Genomic DNA, 17,798 nt, shown 5'->3' with positions numbered 1-17,798 from the left:
AACGCCGCTCTCCCCGGGTGCCGGCCAGCCGCCGGCTCCCGGGGTCGCGGGACATCGGGGCCTTCGGCGGTAGGTCCCAGCCGCCCGGCCGCTCAGGCGAACGCCGAGTCGAGCTGGTTCGTGGCGTCCCGGTCCAGCTCGATGCGATCCACCGCGAGGTTCTCCCGCAGGTGCCGCAGCGAGGCGGTGCCCGGTATCAGCAGGACGTTCGGGGACAGCGCGAGCAGCCATGCCAGCGCGATCTGCGCCGGCGTGGCCTGGTGCCGGCGGGCGAGGCGGTCGCCGGGTTGTTGAAGATGGCCTCGCGCCGATCTCGCGGCCAGCCCAGCGGAACGTAGGGCACGAACGCGATGCCGCGCCGCGCGCACTCCTGCAGCACCGGCATCGAAGCGCGGTCGAGCAAGCTGAACGAGTTCTGTACGCACACGATCTCGGCGACCGCGAGCGCCCGCCGCAGGTGGGCGAGCGAGACATTGCTGAGACCGATTCCGTCGATCAGACCTTCCTCTCGAGCCGTGACCATCGCGGCCAGTTGGGCATCGAACCGGCCGTCTGGAGGTGAGTCGTCCATCAGCCTGAGGTTGACCGCGGCAAGGCGGTCGACCCGCAGCGTCCGGAGGTTGTCCTCGATGCCCCTGCGCAGTTCGTCGGGCTCGTCGTAGGGCAGTACCGCACCCGCGTCGTCCCGCCGGGCCCCCACCTTGCTGACAATCGCCAGCCCGTCCGGGTACGGGTGCAAGGCCTCACGGATCAGTTCATTGACGACCCGGGGTCCGTAGTACTCGGCGGTGTCGATGTGGTTCACACCGATCTCCACCGCGGTCCTGAGTACGGCGATGGCATCGTCACGGCTGGCCGGTGGGCCGAACACACCGGGCCCGGTCAGCTGCATGGCGCCGTACCCGACGCGCGCGACCGGGAACTGCCCCAGCCGGAACGTCGTCACTCGGTGTCCACGGCAACGCTCATGTCCTGCGTGCCGACCACCGACAGCAGGCGCAGTGCGTCATGGGACGGGCTGCCCCGCTGAGCGGTTAAGCAGACGAGGTACTGGTCGCGCATGGGCACGGCGAGCGTGTCGCAGTTCAGCTCAAGGGTGCCCACCATCGGATGGTGCATCGTCTTGCGGTGGTGGTGTCCGGTCTCCACATGGTGGACGTCCCACAGCTGCGCGAACTCGGCGCTGCCCCGGTACAGCGTGTCGACCATTGCGTGGATCTGCGGGTCGGTCGGGTACCGGCCAGCGGCCGCTCGCAACTGGCCCACCGCCAGCCTGCCGAACTCCTCCGCGCCGCTCATCCCGTAGTGCCGCGCGGCGGGGTCGGGGTGCAGGAAGTGGCGGTAGATGAGGTTGCGGCGGGCCGGTGGAACCGCGGAGAAGTCCTCGAACAGGGCCGCGGCCAGGCCGTTCCACGCGATCACGTCGTAGCGGGCGTTGACCACGAACGCCGCGACGTCCGTCATGTGCTCCAGCAGGTTCAACACGGTCGCCGGGACGTCGGAGCGGGGTCCGGCCGCCGATTCCGGTGCGACACCGGCAAGGTCGAACAAATGGTCGCGTTCGTCCGCGCTCAGGCGCAGAGCCCGGGCCAGCTCGCCGAGCACTCGCCGGGACGGGCTGGACCCGCGGGCCTGTTCCAGCCGCGTGTAGTACTCGACCGAGATGTGCGCGAGCCGGGCGACCTCCTCCCGGCGCAGCCCCGGGGTCCGGCGCACGGTGCCGGCCGGCAGGCCGACGTCCTGCGGTCGCGTTCGCTCCCGCTTGCTGCGCAGGAACTCGCCAAGCTCGGTACGGTCCATGGCCGCAAGTATCGCCCGCGCTCGCCCAGCTGCCAGGTACAAACGGTACCTGGATGAACCAGACAGTCGGCCGTACACCACCCAAAGGTGCCCGCCGAGACTGGTACTGGCTGGGCCTGTCGCCCGGCCCACCCCGCCGGGCAGCCTCGAGCCATGGCTCACCACAGCAAGATCGCGCTCGTCACCGGGGCAAACAAGGGCGTCGGCCGGCACATCGCCCGGCAGCTGGCACAGGCAGGGGTCAGCGTGCTGGCCGGCTCCCGCGACACCTCGCGCGGCCAGCGCACGGTCGACGAACTGCGCGCCGAAGGGCTCGACGTGCAGCTGCTCCAGCTGGACGTCACCGACGCCGCCTCCGTCGCGGCTGCCGCCGCGCATGTCACGGCGTTGGACATCCTCGTCAACAACGCCGGCATCAGCAGCGGCTACGACACCCCGTCCCGGACGTCGCCGGAGGACCTGCGCCGCACCTACGAGACGAACGTGTTCGGCGTCGTCGCCGTCATCAACGCCTTCCTGCCCGTGCTGCTGCGCTCCCCGTCACCGCGGATCGTCAACGTGTCCAGCGAGGTCGGCTCCCTCACCCTGATGAGGAACCGGATACCGATCAACGTCGGCGCGTACCAGTCGTCGAAGGCCGCGCTGAACGCGCTGACCATCCTCTACGCCAAGGAACTCCGCGACACGCCCGTAAAGATCAACGCAGTCACACCCGGGTACGTCGCGACCGACCTCTACGGGGGCAGGCCGACGCCCGGTGCTGGTGACCCCGCCCGCGGCGCGGCCGTCGCCGTACGGTTTGCGCTGCTCGACGACAACGGTCCCAGCGGCGAGTTCCACGACGCGAGCGGCATCCTGCCCTGGTGACCGGCACGCCATTGCGACGACGGTGACTCGGTCCGGAGTTTCGCGCTTATCCGCGGATGGTTCGGCCGGTCTCCCAACCGGCAACTGACCGGCGGGAGGAGTTCGGGCAAGAACCGGCAATGAGAAACGTGTCCCGGCGCGGCGCGGTCCTGCCGGCGCTCGTCGTGGCACTGACGGTGAGGCGTGGGCAGTGATCGCCCGGCGATGCCGGAGCAATCGGGGCCGACGTTCGACTCTCTCGACCGGATCCTTCGTGGGCGCGGATTCCGGAGATGAGCGGCCCGAGCCCGTACCGGAACTGGTCCTATGACCCGGTCGCCGGCGGCGCGTCGTCCGGCAGTGCGCCGGGAAGCGTGGAGATCGCGTCCCGCAGGTCGTGCCAGCGCGCGTCGGGTTTCCGAGGCCGTGGCTCACCTAATCAAGCAGGCGGCGCAGGCGGTCGGCTAGCTCAAAGGCGTGAGGCCGGGTAGTGCCATGCCTGCAGGCATGGCACTACCCGACCTGCTGGGTTTCAGATGATTATCTGGTACGCCGGTCCGCGTCGATGATGAGCTGGGTGACCAGATCGGGGTGGCTGACCATCGCGCAGTGCGACGCTGCCACCGACACCGTCTTGCGCGCGTTGGCCCGCTGGTATTCGAAGCGCTGCAACGCGGGCGGGATGGCCTTGTCCTCGGTGGCGATCAGCCCCCACGAGGGGATGGTCTTCCAAGCGGCGCCCTGGGTCAGGTCGGCGAAGCATTGCGCGTTGAAGGGCCGCTGTGTTGCCGCCATGATTCTGGTGGTGGAGGCGGGCAGGTCGGCGGCGAACACCTGGCGCAGCTTGTCGGCCTGTAGGTACAGGTCGGTGCCGGTGGTGCCGTCGGGGTTCGGGTACGGGACCGGGTTGAGGGCGGCCTGGATTTCGCTGCCCGGGTACTTGGAGATGAGCTCGCCGAGTGACTCGCCGGTGTCCGGGACGAACGCGGCGACGTACACGAGGGCTTTGACGTTGGGTGCGGCGGCCGCGGCGTTGGTGATGACGGCGCCGCCGTAGGAGTGTCCGGCGAGGATGACCGGGCCGTTGATGCCGGCCAGGACGCTGGCCAGGTAGGCGGCATCGGTCGGTAGGCTGCGCAGCGGGTTGGCCGGGGCGATGACGGTGTAGCCGCGCCGTTGCAACTGTGCGACGACGTCGTTCCAGCTGGCGCTGGCGTCGGCGAAGCCACCATGCACAAGCACGACGGTTGGCTTGGCCGAGCCGCTCGAGCCGGTCGAGCTGGTGCTGTCGGCGGTGGCAGGGCTGGCCACGATACCGGTGGCGGTGGCGGCTAACGCGACGCCGGCGGCGCCGACGAAGGTACGGCGGGACATGTTGGCAGACAAGAGAAACTCCTACAGCGTGACCGAGGTGGCGGCTTGGCGGATGAGGTCGGCGACGGCGCCGGGCTGGGAGGCGTAGACGGCGTGGCTGCCGATGGCTTCCACGACGGTGGCGCCGGCGCGCTGGGCCATTGAGCGCTGCGCCGGCGGCGGGATCATGTGGTCTTCGGTGGCGACCAGGTACCAGCTGGGCTTGTGCCGCCACGCGGGCTCGGTGACCGCGCCGCTGAGCGCGCCGACGCCCCAGGGCACCTGGCTGTCGGCGAGGAAGGTGGCGTCCTCGGGGGACAGGTCGGCGGCGAACGAGGCGTGGAACTTGTCCCGGTCCAGGAACAGGAATCCGTCGCGCGGGGGCAGGATGGGCGGTACGGGAGCGCCGGATGGCGGGTCGGCGATCAGGGTGTTGACCGATTCGCCTTTGTCCGGGGCGAAGGCGGCGATGTATACCAGCGTCGCCACGGCGTCGTGGGTGCCGGCTTCGCTGATGACCGCTCCGCCGTAGGAGTGGCCCACCAGGACGGCCGGGCCGTCGAGGCCGTCGAGGATGAAGCGGGTCGCGGCGGAGTCGCCGTCAAGGGACAGGGTCGGGTTCTGCACGACCTTGACGGTGTACCCGTCGCGGGTCAGCAGCCGGTGTACCGCCTGCCAGCCGGACCCGTCAACGAAACCGCCGTGCACCAGCACGACGTTGCGGACAGTTGCTGTGCTCATGGGATGCTCCTGCGTCCAGGGCGGCGGGCCGATCGCCCTTGCCGCTTTTGCTTCCCATGCAAGCCGCTGCGGCAGCGCCGGCCCAGGCAGAACAGGATGCAGAACTAGGAACTGCCGGCGCCGTCGCCATTCGCGGCGGCCTTGTCCCGGCAGTCGGCCGCGTCGTCGTGCCGCCCGATCGACTCGTAGATCGTGGCGGCCCGCCGCAGTACCTCCCGCGCCTCGGCGGCGTTGCCGTCCCCGTACAGATTTTCGCCGAGTATGCGCAGCGCTGTCGCATGGGCATCAAGCATTTGCATGCGCTCAAACAGGGCCGCGGCCTGCCGCGCCAGGGGGACACCGTCGCTGCCGCGGCCGAGCTGTCCCAGCGCCCGTGCCGTCATGCCCAGTACGTAAGGCTGGGTCATCTCGACGGTCGAAGGTGCCATGCCCGAGGCGGGATCCTCGGTCATCTCAAGCGCGCGCTGGAAGCAGGCCAGCGCTTCGTCGACTTCCCCGAGTCGCATCCCGATGTCGCCGCGCCCGATCAGGGTCTGGCAGATGGCGTCGGCGTCGCCGAGCTGTTCGAACAGCTCGGCCGCGGCACGCACCGCATCCATGGCGGTGCGCAGTTGGCCCATTCTCATCCGGGCGCGGCCGATGTTCTGCCACGCCCACGCCTCCTCCTGGACGTCGCCGCTTTGGCGCGCCAGGGCCAGCGCGTGTTCGGCATAGGCCAGCGCCGGTTGACCATCCTGCTCGAGCACCGTGTGGGTGCGCGCAAGCCCGTTGAGAAACGCCGCCTGCCGCGCGGTGTCGCCGATCGCGGCGGCCGAGTCGTGCCCGAGCAGGTACACCTCGGCCCAGTGAGGCCAGTAGCGCAGGCGGCCGACGAGCCGTCGCGTGGCGGCAACGGCCTGGACGACCAGGCGATGGTCGCCGGCCGCCGCGGCATCGGCGAGCGCCGGGAACCAGTGTCCGGCCTCGGCCCGGATCCAGGCCACGGCTTCCTCACGGGAGCGGAAATCGGAGCCGGCTGCCTCAGCCGGGTGCTGCGCGAACCACTTTCCCGCCGCGATGAGCGTCGACAGGAGCCAGGTGACCATCCGGCGGTGGCTGGCCGCTACCGCGGCGGCATCGTCGTCATGCTCAAGGCGTTGCTGCGCGTACAGCCGCACCAGGTCATGCAACCGGTACCGGCTTGCCTGCGCCGCCTCGACCAGCCCGAGATCCACCAGATCGTCGAGGTGGTCCTCAGCCTCCGGGACCGTCACTTCGCCGGTCGCCGCGGCCAGCGCGGCGCTGAAGTCCGGCCCGAGCGACAGTGCCGTGCGGCGGAACACCTGCCGGGTCATCTTGGGCAGTTGCTCGTAGGACATCCCGAAGGCCGCGGCGACCTTCAGATCGCCAGCGCTGAGCTGGTCGAGCCGTCGCTCGGCGACCGACAACCGTGTGGTCAGGTCGGCGACGCTCCAGATCGGCCGTGAGACGAGCCGGTTTCCCACGATGCGTACCGCCAGCGGCAGCCCACCCAGCAGGTCCACCAAGCCATGCAGGTCGTTGTCGTGTTGCAGGTCCGCCCGCTCGGCGAGAATCCGCCGCAGCAGGTCGGTGGAGTCGCCCGGCGGCATCGGGTCCAGGTGAAGCCGTTGCACGCCTTCGAGTCCGGCTAGCAGTCGCCGGCTGGTGACCAGGAGTTGGCTGTTCCCACTACCGGGAAGCAACGGGCGTACCTGTGCCTCTGATGCGGCGTCATCCACGACCACGAGCACACGCTCGTCGCGCAGCATCTGCCGGTAGCGCCCTGCACGCTCGGCCGTGTCGTCGGGAATCTGCTGATCCCGTACGCCCAGGGCCCGCAGGACCCGCGCCAGGATTTCGTCCTCGGCGACCGGCCGCTTGCTCATCCCCAACGCATCGACAAAGCACACCCCACCGGGGAACCGGTCACGCATATGGTGAGCGGCTCTTACCACCAGCGTTGTCTTGCCCATCCCGGCGCCGCCGGTGATCACTGCCGCGCCCGACCGGTCGGCGGAGCCGGTAAGCGCGTCCACCTGGCGGAAGATCCACGCCTGCTCGGCCGTCCGGCCGGTGAAATCGGCGATGGACCCCGGTAGCTCGGACAGGCCCGCTGCGGCCGCCAGGTACGCCGGCCTCGTCCGACCGGCCTTGGCCAGCGCGACCAGCTCATCCTGTTGGGCGCCTTCGAGTTTGAGCGCGTCGGCGATCAACGCCACTGTCCGCCGTTGCGGCCCGAGCGCCCGCCCGCGTTCCATGTCGCTGAGCGCCCGCACGCTCACCCCCGAGGTCTCGGCCAGCTCCTCCAACGTCAACCCAGCGGCATGCCGCGCCTGTCGCAACGTCGCCCCGAACGATGCCTCGCCACCCATCCCACAATCATGGACCCGGCAGGCACCTGCTCTCACCACCAGCTCATCGGCCGTCAACGCAGTCCCAGGTACGTCGCGACCGACCTCCACGGCGGCACGCCGACGCCCGGTGCCGGTGACCCCGCCCACGGCGCGGCCGTCGCCATACGGTTCGCGCTGCTCGACGACAACGGTCCCAGCGGCGAGTTCCACGACGCGATGGCAGGTCCGTGTCCGCACTAGATCGGCAAGTATCACTCCCGACAACTGCGACGGCTTGGAAGGCCCCAGACGTGGCAGAAGCCTGGGAGATCCCCACCGGGCGGGCATGCCGTGGATGACATGCACCGTCCAGGTCTCGGCTGTCAGGCCGATCGAACTCGCCTGGTGCCTGTCACGACCTGACAAGACCGGTCAGCGACTCACGCAGTCCGAACCAGGAAGGTTGGCGCGGACCGAAACGCCAAGAGGCCGTCCCGGGCGTTCGCACGAGACGGCCTTGTGCCGAGACCAGCAAGGGATCGGCGTGTGGCCCAAAAACAGAGCCAGGAGAGTGCTCGGAGTGAAGCTGGGCAGCAGGTAGCCATTCCTTCAGAGAGCAGCTATTTGACGTCCGAGGGATCTGACGGTCAGCGCGGGTGGGTGACCCCGCGTGTCAGATGCCCTGTGCGCGGCTGACCGCTTAACTCTCGGATCTGGCTCCCCTCTGTGTCAAGAGGCCGCGGCGAGGGTTGTTCTAGGCTGGGGTCTGGCGGGTCCGGGAAGTGACTTCTCCGAAGAGCCGGCATGGGGATGTGAGCTGGTCACGCTGGAGTCAGTAGTCGTCTCCCGTTGTCCTCCCGGGCCCGTCGCCGTGGCCATCGTGGCGTCGTCGATCATCTGTCGGTAGACGATGTCGGACAGGCGTCGTTTCAGCGCGCGCATCGCTTCCATCGATGTCTTCCCGGTGGCTTTCTTGCGGTCGAAGTAAGCGCGGCCTTCGGTGGGGTTGCGGAGCTGGACGGTGGCCATGATGTGCAGCACCCGGTTGATCTGCCGGTTCCCGGCGCGGGATAGGCGGTGGCGTACCTGCTCGCCGGAGGACGCGTCGATGGGGGCGGTGCCGTTCCAGGAGGCGAAGTGGGCCCGGTTGGGGAACCGGGTGATGGCGCCGACCTCGACCAGCAGCCGGGCGGCGCCGGAGGGTCCGATGCCGTGCAGGTCCATCAGCGTGGTTCCGGTGGACGCCACGAGCTCCTTTAGTTCCTTGTCGGCTTCCTTGGAGCGTTGGTAGACGCGTTCGAGGTCACTGATCAGCTCTGCGGCGACCCGCCGGCGGGTCTTGCCGACGGCGTCACGGGGCCGGACCGTGGCCAGTAGTGCTTTGGCCTGGGCGGCGGACAGGCTCTTCTTCGCGCCACCCGGGATGAGTTCGAGGAGCAGTTGGTGCAGCTGGGACACCATCCGGGTGTGGTCTTCACCAAGTGAGCGGCGGCGGTCTACCAGGATCCGCAGCAAGGCGAGCTGCTCGTCGTTGACCACTGGACGCAGGCCGGCCATGCGGGTGCCGACCAGCGCGATGGAGTGGGCGTCGGTGGCGTCGGTCTTGCGGCCCTGCCCGGTCGCGAACACCCGCGCCCTGGCCGACAGCTTCGGCGGGACGTCGACGACCTGTTCGCCGTCGGTGAGTAGCCGGTTGGCGATGTGCCGACCGATGCCCTGGCAGCCCTCGATCGCCCAGACCCGGTTCGGCCACTGCTTGGCGTACTTCCTCATCGTGGTGTAGCCGTCCCGGCCCGTGTCGAAGCGACCGCCGCCGACGATGGTCTCGTCGCCGGCCATGACCTCGATCGTGGCAGAGCGTTTGTGCGGGTCCATCCCGATGACCACACGGTCTGATGTGACAGTCAACGCGCCCTCCGAAGCTCGATTCACCTGGTTGTCGAGCCGGGAGGGCAACGCTACTTCGAGCCAAGCAAACCCCTCTGGAGCCTCTCCCCGCCCTGGGGCGACGCCCGGGCCGCGCAGGCCAAATGAGAGCCACACGACCAGCGTGGGCAGCCGAAAAGAGAGCGACAGCCCGGGCGCCTCGACCGAAGCCTGGCCGGGCCACGGTCGCAGGTCAATAAAACAAGTAGCCGATGACCGGATGCAGGGGATTCAACCGGACGGAAGTGCCGAGCAGCGATGGATCTACGGGCCGCTCGGCGATGCGGTTGTCCGTGCTTCGTCGGGACGAGGCAGCCGGTCAGGCTCAGGCAGGGAACGAAGCAATGCCGGCAGGGCGCCAAACACGAGGGGAAGGCCGCCCAGCTCGCTGATCCCGACCCATGCGATGTCGTCATGCTCCTCAGGTGCACGGTTGGTGGGAGAGCCGACCCAGTCTCTGATTTGCCAGACGCCCACGTGGACGGCGTCCTCGCCACTGCCGGCATGCAGGTCGCCCAACCGTGACGAGGACTCCGCCACAACGTGAACCCCTAGCTCCTCGTGCATCTCACGCGCGAGGGCCTGCAGTTCCGACTCACCCGCTTCGATGTGCCCCCCGGGCAGGTCCCAGAGATCCGGGTATGCCCGGCGGGTCGGGCTGCGGTGTACCAGCAGGACCGCGCCGTTCTCCACGAGTGCGCCGCAGACGACGACATGCATGACGGGATTAGAGCACAGGGATAGGACAAGCTCGCTCCAGCCAGAGGGCACGCGCAGACATCCGGCTCTGCCGCGGTTCGGGAGCGCTGTCTGGCCGAAGCGCTTGGCTCCTGCTACACACGGTGCATGGGGATGGACATCTATGACCAGTACGAGCGGGACGCCGACCAGCACCTGGCCGCCTACGGTTTGCGGGTCGGCGCTGACCAGGTCTCGATCGTGCGGGATGTCCTCGTGCGCGAAGCCCGACGCGAGGCGGAGACCTACTCTGGAACGGGCACCGTACCCGGCAACACGCAGTTGATGCGGATGTGCGCCGTCCAGCTGTGGCACGTCGGCGCCGTCGAGGACGCGCTGTTGGTTCACCGCGCTCGCGGCACCAGTATGGACGCGGCCGGCGCCATCGACGCGGAACTGATGCTGGGGGCGGGCATCGCCAGGACCAAGGACTATCTCACCACCGTATGCACCGAGGAAGCCCGAGAGATCCTCGATGTGATCACGTGGGTGGAGGAGGCGTACGACCCCGGACACTACGCAGCTTTCCTCGACAGGCACTACCGAGCTGGGTCCCACTGAGAACATTCTGGCCAGGGCTTCATGGCAGCCTGAGAACCTTCGGCTGCTCCTACGGTGCTGCCTCTCGATGCCATGTCTCGGCGAGGAGGGCGTAGGTGTAGCCGTCCACCCAGCCCAGTTCGGCGTGCCAGGAATCGCCGACGCCGTGCTGCTCACGACGCATGCCGACCTTTTCGAGGATTCGCACCGAGGCGAGGTTGTCCGCGAAGCAGCCAGCGGTGATTCTCCGAATGCCCAGCCGGTCGAATGCGTGCGCCACCACCGCGGTGACCGCCTCGGTCGCGTAGCCATTTCCGCCGTAGGCTGGATCGAAGATGTAGCCGAGCTGGGCCTCGGTCCGTGGTGGCATGCCGGGTTGACCCATGCCGTCGACGACGTCGAGCGAGACGGTTCCGATCACCACGCCGTTGAGCGTGGCCGCCATGCTGTAGTCGTCGGGGTCTGCGGCCGCGCGTCGCCATGCCGCGCGGAAGGATGCAGGGTCGACCTGCGTGCGGAGTAGCCAGCGCGTGGCCTGCGGCAGGTTGCGGTACTCCAGGATCCGGTCGACGTCCTCGTCCCGCACCGGGCGAAGCTCGAGGCGTTCGGTGCGTACGGTGGTGTTCTCCATGAGGCGGGACGCTAGTGGACGCATCCCGGCGAGACGCCCGAATATCGGTCCGCCCGGCCCGACATGGCGCACTATCTGGTGGCCCCGCCCCGTCTCCTCGGCAGCACAGGACGCACGCTCATGCCGCGATCCGTGCGGACCGGGTCGCGACCGCCATGTCGACATCCGCTGACGCGGCGAGGCGTACGGGATACTGCCTCGATGATCAGGTTCCGCTTCGAGTTGTATCCGCTGGACGAGGTGTCGTCGTGGGGCGGTGACCCACCAACGCTGCACTCGTTCGGGCTCACCGAGGGCTGGTACTGGCTCGAGGTCGGCGGGCACCAGCTGCTGCGGCGGACCCGCCTCGATCATCCGCATCCCTACGTCGACTACTACCTGGCCCGGCTCTGGGAAGACGTCAATGTCCTCACACCGGACGTCCTCGAGCCGGTGCCCGCCGATCTGCAGCTGTTCATCGCCTCCGACCCCGCGCAGTGGGCATGCGATCCGCTCGCATTCGTCACCGCCGGTGGCGAGGACGGATTCGGGGACATCGACCCGAATGCGCCCGACCACCCGGTGGTCACGGCCGCGAACTGGCACGGCGAGCACTACCTGGACCTCGGCTACCTGCGGAATGCTCCGAGTCTGCGGTTCTGGCGCACCGTCCGCGGCGACAGCGACGAGATCACCGTGGACTGGCGGCACGAGGACAACGGCGAGATCGGTTTCACTGCCGGCCCGGCCGTCCGGTTCTGCGTCCCGACCGCCGCGTACCTCGAGGCTGTACACACGCTCGACCGAGGGCTGATGACGGCGGTGCTGCAGCGGGTCGAGGAGTTGGAACGCCGTGGCGGCCTGCCCGGCGTGGACCTTGACCTCGCCGGACTGCGGCGGGAACACGAGGACCGCGCGCATTGGCTCGCCAGGAACCTCGACCGCACACCCAAGACCGACTGGGACACCGTCCGCCAAGGCGCCGACCGGCTGCTCGGTGACCCACATCAGGCCAGCGCAGAAAGGGGCCGCGGCGGCGATCGGCGCGTGGTTCACGCCCAACTCGCCGACCGCCCCTCAGTGCTCGGCACCAGGACAAAAATGGGTGGCCTCGCCAGCCCGTCCCACCCTAAGTTGTAACTGGATCTTCTTCTCCGACCCACTCACAAGAGGACTTCACCCCGCGTGACACCGCCTGCTCTTTAGACCTGACACCTTCCCCGTGCATCGGTCGCCGACGTCGCCGTCGGCTCTTTTCCCATGCCTTCCGTCAGGTCTTCAGAGAGATCATGTCTATGCGTCCTCATATCGTGCTGTCCTGGACCCTTCGGCGCACGCGCCTTCCCCTGCTCGCGTTCCACTGCGTCCACTGCCATTCCGGCCTCGCCAGCACCGGCGACGGGAAGTTCCGCGTCAATGCCGACGGCAAACTCCTCGACATCTGGCTCCTGGTTGCCTGCGTTTCCTGCGACCGAACCAGCAAAATCACCGTTCACGGTCGCGTCCCGGTCCGGTACCTGGATCCGATCCTTCTGGAGGGCTACTCCGGCAACTCCTCTGCCCTCGTCGCCCGCGTCCCTCTCGACCCGCTGGTCGCCCGGCGCAACCGGTTCGCCCTGGAGTGGGACTCATGCTGGGAACTGCTCGCCCCGTCCCCTCCCGAAAGCCCCTGGCCCGTCCAGGTTCCGGTCATCTTCGACGACCCCGTACCTCTTCGCCCCGAACGGCTCATCGCCCAAGGGGCTGGGCATCAGCTGCGGGGAGATCGCTCGCCGCGTCAAGATCGGCATTCCGCTGAACCGCAGAACTCACAGGGACCTCTCGTTCGTCCTGCCATGAGCCGCCGCCGTGGGCCTGAACCGGGGCGAGAGGCAAGGTGGCCTTGCCCCGGACTGCATCACGCGGCGGTCAGCGCGCGGTCGCTCATGACCGGGCGCGAACGAAGGTCAGGGCCGGCCCGATACCGGCGACGAAGGTGAACGTCCGGGTGCATACATCCGGACGTGCCGATGAGCGAGCACGTCGTTCCGCCCGCCCGCCGAAGAAAACCCATTGCGAGTGGCCGGCACCGGATGTCTGGTTGATCGGCCACCAATCACAGGAGGGAACATGACGCCCATGCGCTGCCCACCCCCACGCTGCACACCACTCGCCTTAGACTGCGTCCCTTCGACGACGCGGATGCGAACGACCTCTTCGCGCTGCACAGCAGCGCCTACGTGCTGCGCTACTGGGACGCGCCACCGTGGAGCGAGCGCGTGCGCGCCGAGCGGTTCATCACGGCTTGCCGGCAGATGGCAGAGGGGGGCACCGGGGCGCGGCTGGCCGTGGATCGTGACTCCGACGGGGCGTTCATCGGCTGGTGCAGCCTGAACCGGTGGAATCCGGATTACCGCAGCGCATCGCTGGGCTACTGCTTCGACGATGAGGCATGGGGCCACGGCTATGCGACCGAGGCCGCGCGCGCTTTGCTGCGGTGGGCATTCGACACGCTGGACCTGAATCGCGTCCAGGCTGAGACCGATACACGCACGTGGCATCTGCCCGCGTGCTCGAGAAGCTCGGGTTCGTGCGTGAAGGGACGTTGCGGGAAGACTGCGTCGTGAACGGCGAGGTCTCTGACTCGTGGGTCTACGGGCTGATCAGGCGAGAGTGGCGGCCGTCGTCCGAGCCGGTGCCCGCCCGCTGAGTCCTCGCTCCCTCGCGCGCAGTCGCCCGGCATCCGGGTGCTTCGCTTCGCTGCGTCGAGGGGTCGGCACCGGGCACTCTCAAACCGCGATCCGCGCGCTACGCAGCGTCACGCCGAGCGGGCCCAGTTGCCGTCGGGACGTGGCCGCTGGTCGGGCGTCGTGGGATCCGGACATGCCGATGTGCGGATGCACTGACCCGGAGCCGCCTGCGACGACACGTACGATCGTGACGTGCGTTCTACGGGGACGGTTCGCGTCGGTGCACCTACGTGGGACATCGCGGTCCCGATGCGGCCGAGTCGGCTGGCGGGCACCACCATGGCGGGGTTCAGCGATCGGGCCAACAGCTTCGTCGACGTTGAGGTGGTGCCGCATCCGGCCGTCATGATGGTCTTCGACCTCGGCGACCGGGCTCTGGTCGTCGATGACGGCAATGGGCGGGAACAACGAGGGTGTGTCGTCGCCGGACTGGCGCCCAACCGCGCTCGAGGGCAGGGCCAGGCTGGCAGCTTCACGTGCCTTCAGGTGCGGATGTCGCCCGTGATCGCACACACGGTCCTAGGTGCTGCGTCGGAGCTGAGCGGGGCGGTACTCAACCTCGACGACCTCTGGGGAGGCGACGCCGTGCGGACCCAGGAGCGGCTGCGCGCCGCCAAGTCGTGGGAAGACCGGTTCGCGATCGTGGAGGTCGCGTTGGCCCGGCGTCACGGCGCGGGCCACGCGGTCGATCCGGAAGTCGCGTTCTGTTGGGGACGGATGGTGAACGGCCGGGGGCAGACACGGGTCGAGCGGTTGGCCGCTGAGGTCGGATGGAGCCGCAAACGGTTGTGGTCACGGTTCCGGTCGCAGATCGGCATCACCCCCAAGCGCGCCGCCCAGCTCATCCGGTTCGATCACGCGGCCCATCGCCTCGCCGCTGGTCACGCCGCCGCCGCGGTGGCGGTGGATAGCGGTTACGCGGACCAGTCCCACCTTCATCGCGACGTCATGACCTTCACCGGGGTGACGCCTGGGGCGGTGGCGAGCGCGCCGTTCCTCGCCGTCGACGATGTCGCGTGGTCTGCCCGGCCGTGACGCAGCACTCGATCGGAGTCCGTGGCTGACGGCCCGGGAACATTCGTCCAATCCACCGGCGGGCCCTGGCTGTGACAGTGGGTTCATAGCGTCGTTGCACCGCGGAGGACACATGAGAAGCAAGGCTCCACTAGGTACCCGCATCCTCAGGGACACCCAGGACTGGGAGGCCCTGAGCGACGATCAGGTGATCACCGCGCGTGAGAAGACCAATCGGGCAGCATTGTCCCGTGCCGCCCGGATCGTCACTGGCTTGCCCGACCGCCGCGCGCACATCAAGGAGACCAGGATCGATCTTCCTGGCCGCCGCCTGATGCTGCGCGTACACCGACCGAAGGACGCAGGTCGGAAACTGCCGCTGATCGTGTCGTTTCATGGTGGAGGCTTCATCGCGGGGACCGCCACACAGAACGACTGGCTCAACAGCCACCTCGCGGTCCGGTGCCCCGCGGTGGTCGTATCGGTGGAGTACCGCCTCGCCCCGGAGCACCCGCTGCCCCAGCCGATCGAAGACGGCTTCGACACCCTCGTCCGGCTCGTCGAAGACGCCGCCGATTGGGGCGTCGATCCCGGCGCTGTCGCGGTAATGGGCGAGAGCGCCGGCGGCACGATCGCCGCGCTCATCGCTGTGCGCGCCGGCAAGGACGGCCCACCGCTCCTTGCCCAGGTGCTGAACTACCCCGTCACGGACTGGACCGAGACCATGACCGAGTACTCGTCGATTGACGAGAACGCCGACAATCCCACCCTGCCGCTGTCCCGGTTGCGCGCAGCCCGCAAGCTGAGCGTCCCACCGGGCCTCGACGCTCGCGGCGTGTCGCCCCTCACGTTCGACAGCCTCGCCGGGCTGCCATCGGCACTGGTCGTCACGGCCGCGCTGGATCCGCTGGCCGACCATGGACGCCGCTACGTCGAACGACTCCGCGAAGACGGCACCGACGCTCACCTGACCTGCTACCCGAGGGCCACCCACACCTTCCTGAGCATCCCCGGTCTGGTGCCGGCCGCCCGGCCAGCGCGACGCGAAATCCTCACCTTCCTGCATAGCCATCTCCACCCGGCTTCGCGAGGATGACCAACCCTTAGAGCGTGTTTGAGATGGGCTGATCAGGTCCAGATGAAGGTGCGGCGGGCTTGGCGTCGGGCGGGTCGACCCCGGGTGATGCGGCCGGCCGCCTTCGAGTGGACCACCAGGGACGACGCGGCGCCGGTCTCAGCCCGAGGGCGTCACCGCCTCGGATCCCTGGGCCAGCAGCTCGTAGCTGGCCAGTGCGATGAGGAAGGCGGTGAGCAGGCCGAGCGCGGCCAGGGAGGGCATGCCTCGGGCCGCGGGCAGGAGGAGGAGCGCCACGCCGACGGCGACGAGTTGCGCTGTCGGGGCGGATCGGACGGCAAGCCGTAGGAACAGCAGTCGGCCGGTGAGGTAGAGGACCACCCCGCCGTACAGCGCGGTAGTCGAGGTCCAGTCCAACGGCTCCCCGAAGGGGTGCTGAGGCCGGTTGCGGGCCAGGTCGGCGAGGACCTGCTCGGTGCCCAGCGCAAGGTAGATAACCCCGGCGATCAGCGGTAGGAGACCCAGGCTGTACGCGTCGCTGGCTATCTTGTCGCGCCGAATCCCCGTCGCCTGCGCCAAGGCTTGGGCGGCGGCCGCTGCGGCGTTGGCGAAGTAGAGCCACCACAGGCACACCGTCATGCTGAGGCCGAGCAGCGCCGCTACCAGGACCGGCCAGCGGGCCACCGCCGTCCCGGCCCCGGTTCCCACCGAGATGAGGGACTCGCCAAGGGCGATGATGAGCACGAGGCCGTGCCGTTCGGCGAAATGCCTCGGGCTGCGTAGCGGCCACCCCCCGCGGAAGACGTAGGCGACGCGTCCGCCGCCGATGTCGATGACGAACGCCGCCGCCCACAGGAGGGTCTGCGCGGTGCCGCCCTGCAGCGCGCCGAGGATGAGCGCTATCCAGCCCAGCGCCGTCGGGATCGCGAAGATGAGCAGTTTGCCGCGCAATTGCCGGTCTTCCGCCGCCGCGTAGAAGTAGAGGGCAAGTTGCACCGCCCGTATCACGATGTAGGCCACGGCCAGGGTCAGCGGTGCGTTCACGTCGCGACCGTGCCGCCAGGCATCGGGTATCACCAGGGCGGCTACGAAGATGGCAGCCATCGCGATCACCGTGCCGGCGGGGACCAAACCCGTGTCGGCGCGGGCCTGGTTGCCCAGCCAGGTGTAGGCCCCCCAGGAGATCATGAGGAGCAGCAGCAGGAGCATCCCCTGCGCCATGGACAGGAGCGTTGGTGGTTCCCCCATGAACGCGATGAGCCCGGGTGAGGGCGAAGACGAACACGATGTCGAAGAAGATCTCGAACGTGGTCGCCCGGTGCGTCTCCTCGGTCAACACCGGTCGGGACCGGAAGATACGCCTCATAGGCCCCTCTTCTTCGCCCACCACTCACCGGTACCCGATCGGCCGTCCGTTCTGGTCGGTGTACCGGGAGCCAGTCGGGGTGACGGCGTCGACGGACAGGCTCGCGTGCCCAAGGTAGGTACCCGGATTGGTTGGCATCACGCAGCTGTTTGAGGAACGTCCGGTCATGGCCGGACATCGATCCTGCGGAAAGTCTCTACGTAGCCGCGATCCGGAGACGCCGCGTCGGTCGGCTCTCGCAAACTTGGCAAATCCGCCATAGCGGCTGAGAAGATCGTGGCAATCCGCCAGCGGTGGTTCGACCCATCTGTGATCATCGGGTCTCGAAACGACGAATCGCTGCGATGTCATCGATCCAGCTGCTCAACTTGGTGATCTTGACGATGTCGCCGGTTCTCGGGGCTTGGATGATGAGCCCGTCGCCGAGGTACGTGCCGGCGTGGCGGGGGTTGGCCATGGTGCCTTGGCTGCCGGGGATGAAGACGAGGTCGCCGGGTAGCAGAAGCGTCGGGTCGGCCACCGGCTTTCCGGCGTTGACCTGGTTGGTGGTGACCCGCGGGGTGGAGATGCCGGCGGCCCGGTACGCCGATTGCATCAGCCGACCGGGCGCTACGTTCTGTCACGGTCGCCTGGCGGGCTGCGCCACCCGCTCGTGCCGAGATGGGTGCGTGGCTGCTGTGGAACCTCGACGTTGATCAGCAACTGCGGTAACGCCTGCCGCGGCTTG

The 17,798-nt window shown here is 68.6% G+C and carries 18 protein-coding genes; 7 read left to right on the top strand and 11 right to left on the bottom strand.

Going from position 1 to position 17,798, the window contains the following annotated elements; all coding sequences use genetic code 11:
- Positions 1-92: 92 nt before the first annotated feature.
- The 3 genes from OG990_RS16905 to OG990_RS16895 are packed head-to-tail and all read right to left on the bottom strand — an operon-like array spanning position 93 to position 1,800.
- Entirely contained in the window at positions 93-227 is a 135-nt protein-coding gene (locus OG990_RS16905) for a hypothetical protein (protein ID WP_406081784.1), read from the bottom strand.
- Complete coding sequence (locus OG990_RS16900) at positions 197-946, bottom strand: aldo/keto reductase (RefSeq protein ID WP_406081430.1); 750 nt, start codon at positions 944-946, stop codon at positions 197-199. The genes OG990_RS16905 and OG990_RS16900 overlap by 31 nt, the downstream gene beginning before the upstream one ends.
- Positions 943-1,800, bottom strand: coding sequence for a helix-turn-helix transcriptional regulator (locus tag OG990_RS16895; RefSeq protein WP_406081428.1), 858 nt, complete (start codon positions 1,798-1,800; stop codon positions 943-945). Before OG990_RS16895 ends, OG990_RS16900 begins: the two co-directional genes overlap by 4 nt.
- A 153-nt stretch (positions 1,801-1,953) precedes the next feature.
- Between OG990_RS16895 and OG990_RS16890 the strand changes: the two genes are divergently transcribed.
- A complete protein-coding gene (locus OG990_RS16890; RefSeq protein ID WP_406081427.1) occupies positions 1,954-2,667 on the top strand; it encodes an SDR family oxidoreductase in 714 nt (237 codons plus the stop codon).
- 519 nt (positions 2,668-3,186) lie between these two features.
- Here the strand turns inward: OG990_RS16890 and OG990_RS16885 are convergent.
- The 5 genes from OG990_RS16885 to OG990_RS16865 form a co-directional block, all read right to left on the bottom strand.
- Positions 3,187-4,032: an alpha/beta fold hydrolase gene (locus OG990_RS16885; RefSeq protein WP_386990541.1), complete on the bottom strand. Its 846-nt coding sequence runs from the start codon at positions 4,030-4,032 to the stop codon at positions 3,187-3,189.
- A 9-nt stretch (positions 4,033-4,041) separates the two neighbouring features.
- The gene (locus tag OG990_RS16880; protein WP_406081425.1) at positions 4,042-4,740 is read right to left on the bottom strand and encodes an alpha/beta hydrolase; all 699 of its coding nucleotides are present in this window, start codon (positions 4,738-4,740) and stop codon (positions 4,042-4,044) included.
- A gap of 104 nt (positions 4,741-4,844) precedes the next feature.
- Complete coding sequence (locus tag OG990_RS16875) at positions 4,845-7,112, bottom strand: ATP-binding protein (RefSeq protein WP_406081423.1); 2,268 nt, start codon at positions 7,110-7,112, stop codon at positions 4,845-4,847.
- 690 nt (positions 7,113-7,802) lie between these two features.
- Positions 7,803-8,912: an IS110 family transposase gene (locus tag OG990_RS16870; protein ID WP_406081322.1), complete on the bottom strand. Its 1,110-nt coding sequence runs from the start codon at positions 8,910-8,912 to the stop codon at positions 7,803-7,805.
- Positions 8,913-9,263: 351 nt separating this feature from the next.
- The gene (locus OG990_RS16865) at positions 9,264-9,719 is read right to left on the bottom strand and encodes an NUDIX domain-containing protein (protein ID WP_406081421.1); all 456 of its coding nucleotides are present in this window, start codon (positions 9,717-9,719) and stop codon (positions 9,264-9,266) included.
- A gap of 132 nt (positions 9,720-9,851) precedes the next feature.
- On the opposite strand from OG990_RS16865, the gene OG990_RS16860 reads away from it, so the two are divergent.
- Complete coding sequence (locus tag OG990_RS16860) at positions 9,852-10,298, top strand: hypothetical protein (protein WP_406081420.1); 447 nt, start codon at positions 9,852-9,854, stop codon at positions 10,296-10,298.
- 49 nt (positions 10,299-10,347) lie between these two features.
- Here the strand turns inward: OG990_RS16860 and OG990_RS16855 are convergent, their stop codons facing one another.
- Entirely contained in the window at positions 10,348-10,908 is a 561-nt protein-coding gene (locus OG990_RS16855) for a GNAT family N-acetyltransferase (protein WP_406081418.1), read from the bottom strand.
- Between the two features lie 201 nt (positions 10,909-11,109).
- Here OG990_RS16855 and OG990_RS16850 point away from each other — a divergent pair, with 201 nt between their 5' ends.
- The 5 genes from OG990_RS16850 (at position 11,110) to OG990_RS16830 (ending at position 15,726) form a co-directional block, all read left to right on the top strand.
- Positions 11,110-12,027 carry a DUF5984 family protein gene (locus OG990_RS16850; RefSeq protein ID WP_406081416.1) on the top strand — a complete coding sequence of 306 codons (918 nt, stop codon included), beginning with the start codon at positions 11,110-11,112 and terminating at the stop codon, positions 12,025-12,027.
- 149 nt (positions 12,028-12,176) lie between these two features.
- Positions 12,177-12,866, top strand: coding sequence for a DUF1062 domain-containing protein (locus tag OG990_RS16845; RefSeq protein WP_406081414.1), 690 nt, complete (start codon positions 12,177-12,179; stop codon positions 12,864-12,866).
- Between the two features lie 144 nt (positions 12,867-13,010).
- Positions 13,011-13,493, top strand: a complete 483-nt coding sequence (locus tag OG990_RS16840) for a GNAT family N-acetyltransferase (protein WP_406081783.1) — start codon at positions 13,011-13,013, stop codon at positions 13,491-13,493.
- A gap of 402 nt (positions 13,494-13,895) precedes the next feature.
- Positions 13,896-14,651: a helix-turn-helix domain-containing protein gene (locus OG990_RS16835; protein WP_406081412.1), complete on the top strand. Its 756-nt coding sequence runs from the start codon at positions 13,896-13,898 to the stop codon at positions 14,649-14,651.
- A 112-nt stretch (positions 14,652-14,763) separates the two neighbouring features.
- The gene (locus OG990_RS16830; RefSeq protein WP_406081411.1) at positions 14,764-15,726 is read left to right on the top strand and encodes an alpha/beta hydrolase; all 963 of its coding nucleotides are present in this window, start codon (positions 14,764-14,766) and stop codon (positions 15,724-15,726) included.
- Positions 15,727-15,864: 138 nt separating this feature from the next.
- On the opposite strand, the gene OG990_RS16825 is transcribed toward OG990_RS16830, so the two are convergent.
- Positions 15,865-16,953, bottom strand: a complete 1,089-nt coding sequence (locus OG990_RS16825; protein ID WP_406081410.1) for a low temperature requirement protein A — start codon at positions 16,951-16,953, stop codon at positions 15,865-15,867.
- Between the two features lie 431 nt (positions 16,954-17,384).
- The gene (locus OG990_RS16820) at positions 17,385-17,666 is read right to left on the bottom strand and encodes a C40 family peptidase (RefSeq protein WP_406081408.1); all 282 of its coding nucleotides are present in this window, start codon (positions 17,664-17,666) and stop codon (positions 17,385-17,387) included.
- Positions 17,667-17,798: the final 132 nt, after the last annotated feature.

It is taken from the genome of Micromonospora sp. NBC_00858 (assembly GCF_045207365.1).
Lineage (GTDB): Bacteria > Actinomycetota > Actinomycetes > Mycobacteriales > Micromonosporaceae > Micromonospora.
The sequence above is the reverse complement of the archived record's forward strand: the minus strand, read 5'-3'. Positions and strand labels throughout refer to the sequence as shown.

Excerpts from the sequence above, each read along its gene's own strand:
- OG990_RS16865 (WP_406081421.1), bottom strand. The coding sequence starts at position 9,719 with ATGCATGTCGTCGTCTGCGGCGCACTCGTGGAGAACGGCGCGGTCCTG.
- OG990_RS16875 (WP_406081423.1), bottom strand. The coding sequence starts at position 7,112 with ATGGGTGGCGAGGCATCGTTCGGGGCGACGTTGCGACAGGCGCGGCAT.
- OG990_RS16845 (WP_406081414.1), top strand. The coding sequence starts at position 12,177 with ATGTCTATGCGTCCTCATATCGTGCTGTCCTGGACCCTTCGGCGCACG.
- OG990_RS16825 (WP_406081410.1), bottom strand. The coding sequence starts at position 16,953 with ATGGGGGAACCACCAACGCTCCTGTCCATGGCGCAGGGGATGCTCCTG.
- OG990_RS16890 (WP_406081427.1), top strand. The coding sequence starts at position 1,954 with ATGGCTCACCACAGCAAGATCGCGCTCGTCACCGGGGCAAACAAGGGC.
- OG990_RS16855 (WP_406081418.1), bottom strand. The coding sequence starts at position 10,908 with ATGGAGAACACCACCGTACGCACCGAACGCCTCGAGCTTCGCCCGGTG.
- OG990_RS16870 (WP_406081322.1), bottom strand. The coding sequence starts at position 8,912 with ATGGCCGGCGACGAGACCATCGTCGGCGGCGGTCGCTTCGACACGGGC.
- OG990_RS16880 (WP_406081425.1), bottom strand. The coding sequence starts at position 4,740 with ATGAGCACAGCAACTGTCCGCAACGTCGTGCTGGTGCACGGCGGTTTC.
- OG990_RS16830 (WP_406081411.1), top strand. The coding sequence starts at position 14,764 with ATGAGAAGCAAGGCTCCACTAGGTACCCGCATCCTCAGGGACACCCAG.
- OG990_RS16895 (WP_406081428.1), bottom strand. The coding sequence starts at position 1,800 with ATGGACCGTACCGAGCTTGGCGAGTTCCTGCGCAGCAAGCGGGAGCGA.
- OG990_RS16820 (WP_406081408.1), bottom strand. The coding sequence starts at position 17,666 with ATGCAATCGGCGTACCGGGCCGCCGGCATCTCCACCCCGCGGGTCACC.
- OG990_RS16850 (WP_406081416.1), top strand. The coding sequence starts at position 11,110 with ATGATCAGGTTCCGCTTCGAGTTGTATCCGCTGGACGAGGTGTCGTCG.
- OG990_RS16835 (WP_406081412.1), top strand. The coding sequence starts at position 13,896 with ATGGCGGGGTTCAGCGATCGGGCCAACAGCTTCGTCGACGTTGAGGTG.
- OG990_RS16860 (WP_406081420.1), top strand. The coding sequence starts at position 9,852 with ATGGACATCTATGACCAGTACGAGCGGGACGCCGACCAGCACCTGGCC.